5 protein-coding genes are annotated in these 5,513 nt (G+C 47.5%); 4 read left to right on the top strand and 1 reads right to left on the bottom strand.

Annotated features, from left to right (window positions below; all coding sequences use genetic code 11):
* Positions 1 to 967, bottom strand: a 967-nt coding sequence (locus ACTIE6_RS13280) for a BamA/TamA family outer membrane protein (RefSeq protein WP_439557097.1), incomplete at its 3' end; no start/stop codon positions are given.
* Between the two features lie 170 nt (positions 968 to 1,137).
* Between ACTIE6_RS13280 and ACTIE6_RS13275 the strand changes: the two genes are divergently transcribed.
* From ACTIE6_RS13275 to ACTIE6_RS13260, 4 genes are all read left to right on the top strand, one after another.
* The gene (locus tag ACTIE6_RS13275) at positions 1,138 to 1,317 is read left to right on the top strand and encodes a hypothetical protein (protein WP_439557096.1); all 180 of its coding nucleotides are present in this window, start codon (positions 1,138 to 1,140) and stop codon (positions 1,315 to 1,317) included.
* Positions 1,318 to 1,366: 49 nt separating this feature from the next.
* Positions 1,367 to 4,006: a SusC/RagA family TonB-linked outer membrane protein gene (locus ACTIE6_RS13270; RefSeq protein ID WP_439557095.1), complete on the top strand. Its 2,640-nt coding sequence runs from the start codon at positions 1,367 to 1,369 to the stop codon at positions 4,004 to 4,006.
* A complete protein-coding gene (locus ACTIE6_RS13265; protein WP_439557094.1) occupies positions 3,967 to 4,704 on the top strand; it encodes a hypothetical protein in 738 nt (245 codons plus the stop codon). Before ACTIE6_RS13270 ends, ACTIE6_RS13265 begins: the two co-directional genes overlap by 40 nt.
* Before the next feature lie 35 nt (positions 4,705 to 4,739).
* A partial coding sequence (locus ACTIE6_RS13260; protein WP_439557093.1) for a SusD/RagB family nutrient-binding outer membrane lipoprotein occupies positions 4,740 to 5,513 on the top strand: 774 nt, incomplete at its 3' end.

The raw sequence follows: 5,513 nt of genomic DNA, 5'->3' as shown, positions 1-5,513 counted from the left end.
GGACGTATTTCCTGTATAAACCGTAAAAATAAAGCGTGTTTACATCGTCTCCTGGCAGGATACCGAGTTTCGAGATCTGTGCCGAAAAGCTTTGTCCCTGCAATGCATATTGTACATTATCGCGCTTATCGTAGCTGAAAGTGTAGGTAAGCTGCACGTATTGCTGCCGCTTTCTGCCATCAAGCATGTAGTTCGGGTTCAAAATCGCGATCGTATCCGAAATCCTGGACTGGCTCCATCTGAGATCTACCGAATGGAATGCGTAGTATTTGTTGCGGCGGGTGAGGCTGACGTAAGTGTAAAAGCGCCTGCGGTTCACATCCTCGCTGTTGAGGTACTGCAGCTTGTCGCGCCAGGTCCTGTATGCCGTTGTTTTGTTGATTGAAAATGAGGTACCTATTGTTATGCCGGTTTTTTGGGCCTTGTCCAGGTAAGGCAGGGTGTAGGCAATTTCAAACTTGGGAATAAAGCCGAACTCTGCCAGAAGACGAAGCTTATCCGCGCGGCCGGTCACATTTCCGTAGCTGAAATAAGCCCCGTAAGTTGTTCGGGAAAGGTCGCGCTTGCGTTCGTACCACCATTCATTGAAATTACGGTCGGCCAGCTGGAACACCGGCAATGCAATGAGGTACCATCGTTCTTTGACCAGGATCAGGATATCTGTGCGGAGCGAATCGGGATTGGGCTTGGCAAGCAGCTCGACGGTAATGAACAGGTTGGTGTTGATCACCTTGCGCCTGTCGATTTCCAGCTTTTCTTTCAGCAGTGCTGCCGGAATGGTATCGCCCGGTTTGATCGCCATTTCACGCAGAATAATGCCGGTGCGTGTCTTATGGTTTCCCTCCACACTTACTTCCCCAATCACGATCGTGCCGGTACTGTCGGGCACAACCTCTTGTGAATAAGTTGCTTGTGTGTAAGTGAGTAGAAGAAAAATAAAAGAAATACAGCTTTTGACAGAATTCATTCTTCACAACCGGGTTTCCGTAAAGAAACGATACTTTCCTTGAATATGGTGAAAAATGATTGAAAATAGGCCATTGACACACTTTTACGCTCCAAAAAATACCTGGCATAATCAGTAGTCCATTCCCCGGCCTCGCCAGTATCCTTGACATACATAACAAGCCAAAAACCATGTCACTTTCCCGGGCGGAAACATTGATAGAAAAGCTCATCAGCAACAAGCTTTCAGGGGAAGAGCTTTCTGAGCTGCTCGCCGGCATTACGAGCGAAGAGCAGCAGCAAGCGTACTCGGATGTTTTGGAAGCCTATTTCAACCAGCTCCTGAAAGAGGGGCAAAAGCAGGAAAAATGATTTTTAACAAAACGCAACCTATGTTTTTAACTACTACCAACTTGTTACTATGAAACCGAAAGCGACTTTGAAAATGGCGGCACGATGTATGCTCGCTCTGCTCTTCTTCTCCGGAACGGACATCTCCGCATTTGCAGCCGGGATCGTGAAAATTGAAAATGATTTATCAGTAGCCAGGATCAGGGGTAAAGTAACTTCCGCAGTAGACGGAGCGCCGCTGCCGGGTGTGAACGTACTGATCAAAGGCACACAAATAGGTACCACCACGGACGCGGCCGGTACTTACTCCATTGATGCCGACGGAAGCAATGTAGTTCTCGTATTCTCTTACATTGGTTTTAATACCATTGAAATGGAGGTACAGGGAAAGAGTGTGATGGATGTAGTATTGGAAGAAAACGTCGCTACGCTGCAGGAAGCAGTTGTAACTACGGCGCTTGGTCTTAAAAGAGATGTGCGCTCCCTGGGCTATAACGTAGGTAAAGTGGCAGCCAAAGATATTGCTAATGTAGCCAATGAAAACGTACTTACCTCACTCTCAGGACGCGTTTCAGGTGTTTCTATCAACCAGACGAGCGGTATCGGGTCGTCGATCAGCATTGTTATCAGGGGCGCGGCTTCATTGAAAAACAACCAGCCGCTTTTTGTGGTGGACGGTGTTCCGCTTGCCAACAGTCTCGCCAATGTAAGTGAGAAAGGAAGTGGTAACAAAGTCGATTACGGTAATGCGATCTCTGATATCAATCCGGACGATATCGAAAGTATGTCGGTATTGAAAGGGCCCAGTGCAGCAGCACTTTATGGTTCACGAGCAGGTAACGGGGTAATTTTGATCACGACCAAGTCAGGAAAGAAAGGCAAAGGTTTGGGGGTTTCTTTTTCAACTTCCAATGTTTTCGAAAAACCTTACCGCTACCTCGACCTGCATTACAAATATGCGAATGGGGAAAGACCTTTCCAGCTTGACGAATCTTCTGCTTACTGGGGAGGCTTGCCGCTCGACCAGGGAATCAAGGAAGTACAGTGGAATAGTCCGCTGGATGCCAACGGACAGCCGATCCCGACCGAGCTGAAATCGCACAAAGACAATATGAAGAACTTCCTGCAAACGGGGATTACTTCAACAAATAACCTGACTGTTTCGGGTTCAACAGATAAATCGACCTACCGCGTTTCTTACAACAACATGAGCAACCGCGGCCTGATCCCGAACTCGGACCTTTACCGTAATTCGTTGTCAGTGGCAGGAACTTTCGATATGCACAAGAACCTGAAATTGAGTACCAATGTCAATTTTGTAAGATCTAATTCAAACAGCCGGCCGCAGACTTCCGAGCGCGACGGAAACCCGTTACAGGCAGTATACTATTCTTCGAGCTATGATATCAATGATCTGAAAGGTGTTTGGAAACCCGGATTGGAGCAGATAGAGCAGCTTACAGTTGCGAAAGGTGAAACCGACAACCCTTACTTTCTTGCCAAGTACCTGACCAATGCGTATACCCGTGACCGTATATATGGAAATTTGAAGCTGGACTGGACCATCGCACCCGGCTTAACCGCATTTGTTCGCTACTCACACGATATGTACGATGAAGACCGCGAAACCAAAATTCCTTGGAGCTACAAAAGCATGGCGAAGGGCGGTTACTACCTCGAAAACATCGGTCGCAATGAAAGCAATGCAGACTTTTTGATTACCAAAAATATTAAGGCCGGTGGTCTGGATGTGAACGTTTCAGGTGGTGGTAACATCATGAAGCAGCACGGCAACAGCTCAAACCTGGGCGGTCGTGACTTGTCGGTTCCGGGATTATATAATATCTCCAACATTCCCGTCGGAAACCGGGTGGTAGGAAACGGAAGCTTTAAAAAGGCGATTTACAGTTTGTATGCACTGGCTTCGATCGGGTTTAAAAACCAGCTGTACCTGGATTTGACTGCCCGCAATGACTGGTCGAGTACATTGCCTGAGACAAACAGGTCTTACTTCTATCCTTCTGCTTCTCTGAGCTGGCTGGCGAGTACTACATTCAATCTGCCTTCCTATGTATCTCTGTTCAAACTCCGCGGAGGCTGGGCGCAGGTGGGTAATGATACAGATCCTTATCAGCTGTATCCAAATCTTGGTACCGGTAACTGGGGAGATCTGGTAACTGCCAATCTGGGTGATGTGCTGCTGAACCCAACCTTGTTGCCCGAGATAGCAACTTCTGTGGAAGGTGGTGTTGATTTCAATTTGTTTGATAACCGGCTGCGTTTTGACCTTACCTATTACGATCGCGCCAATACCAACCAGATTTTCAGTGTACCGATGGCGCCTTCCACAGGTTATGCCAGCAAGAATATCAATGCAGGAAAACTGGTGAGCCGCGGTTGGGAAATCGGATTGGGTGGAACACCTATCAACAACCGGAATGGATGGAGCCTTGATATGAATGCCAATTTCAGCCGCAACCGCGTCACTGTAAAAGAACTTGCTCCCAACTTCCCCTATTTTGAGCAATGGGGTGAAAATGGAGCAGGGGCTTATACCTATGTAGGTGAGCAGATCGGTAATATTTACAGCCGTGGTTTTGCAACAGTGACAGACATTCACCTTACTACCGCTGGCCGATTATTGCCTACGATGAAGAAGGTAAAGGTGATATGGACTGGCAAAGTCTCGGCGGCCGCGAAAACAATGTGAAGGTTGGTAACTACAATCCAGACTTTCTCGTAGGTGCGCAAGCAACACTTTCATATAAGAGATTCTCACTTGGTCTGAGCTTTGACTGGCGCCAGGGTGGAGAGTTTATGTCTTTTACTTATCGTTATGGAGAATCCGACTGGAAATCACAACGCCAGATCGACAACCTGATCCCGGGAAGCCTGTACAGTCCTGATGAACTGGTCGCCCTGCTGAAATCGGATCCTGAAAAATACATCATTCCTAAAAACGGAAACTTCCCGAGAGTCGGTGGGCATACAGCCGCCACCGGAGGTTTTGGTGAAGATGGCGATGGTGCATTTATTCCGGGTGTTTGGCAGGACAAAGACGGTAACTATCACGAATGGCTGGGCGGCCCGGGTACCAAAACTTTACCGATCACCAACATGTATCCGTGGAGCTTTAACCAGCAGGTTACCTTCGACGCCTCTTTTGTGAAATTGAGAGAGATCACGTTAAACTATAAAATCCCGGTGCTTTTTGGTACAATCCGCAATGCGAACCTTTCTGTTTACACAAGAAATATCATGTTGTGGACAGCTGCGAATATCGGTATCGATCCTGAAAGAGCATTCTGGGCTGATCCTAACAAAGGCGGCTTCCGCCAGGGTATCGAGCGCCAGAACGTAATGCCCTGGACTATTCCATTCGGGTTTAAGCTCAATTTTGACTTTTAAGGCGCAAACGCTTATTCATACTTAATCATAAAGCGATGAAGATTTTTAAATACATTCCTCAAATAGCATTTATCCTAATGCTGCTGGCGGTGACTTCCTGTAACGAGTCGCTGACGGAAATCAATAAAAACCCGAATGGCGTAGATCCGAACAGCGCGAATCCAAACCTGCTTATGCCGACTGTGATGGCGGGTGTCGCCAATCAGTACCTTGGATTGGGATTCGGCCGCATTGCGGGCGTAGTTCAGCATACACAGGAAGATGCATGGAAAAATGGTTTTAATGACTACGACTGGTCGGAAGAAGATAATGAATGGACAGCGTGGTATGGTTTCCTGCGTAACAATAACCTGCTTTACAAAAGAGCCGTTGAGACTAATTCGAAGTTCCACCAGGCAGTAGCGCTGACGATGAAATCCTTCATTTTCGGCACAATCGCCGATCTCTGGGGCGACGCGCCTTACACCAATGCACTCAAAGGCGATGAAGGCCAGATGCTCCCTCAATTCGATAGCCAGGAAGTTATTTACAAAGGCGTAATTGAAGATTTGAAAACCGCTTCTGCCATGTTTGCTACGGGCGATGCAGGTACTTACGCATCAGGCTATGATGTCTATTTCGATGGGAATACGCAGAAGTGGCAGAAGTTTGCAAATACACTTTTGCTGCGCTACTATATGCGCATTTCTTCCAAGCTTCCGGACATTTCGAAGCCCGGTATTGAGGCGGTTTACACCTCAGGTATTTACATGAAGGATGCGGCAGACGACGCGGTGATGGAGTTCATAGGAACTGCTTCAAACAACTCC

Origin of the sequence: Dyadobacter sp., from assembly GCF_051859145.1 — a bacterium.
In the GTDB taxonomy this organism is placed as follows: Bacteria; Bacteroidota; Bacteroidia; order Cytophagales; family Spirosomataceae; genus Dyadobacter.
This window is presented reverse-complemented; position numbering and strand designations above follow the sequence as displayed.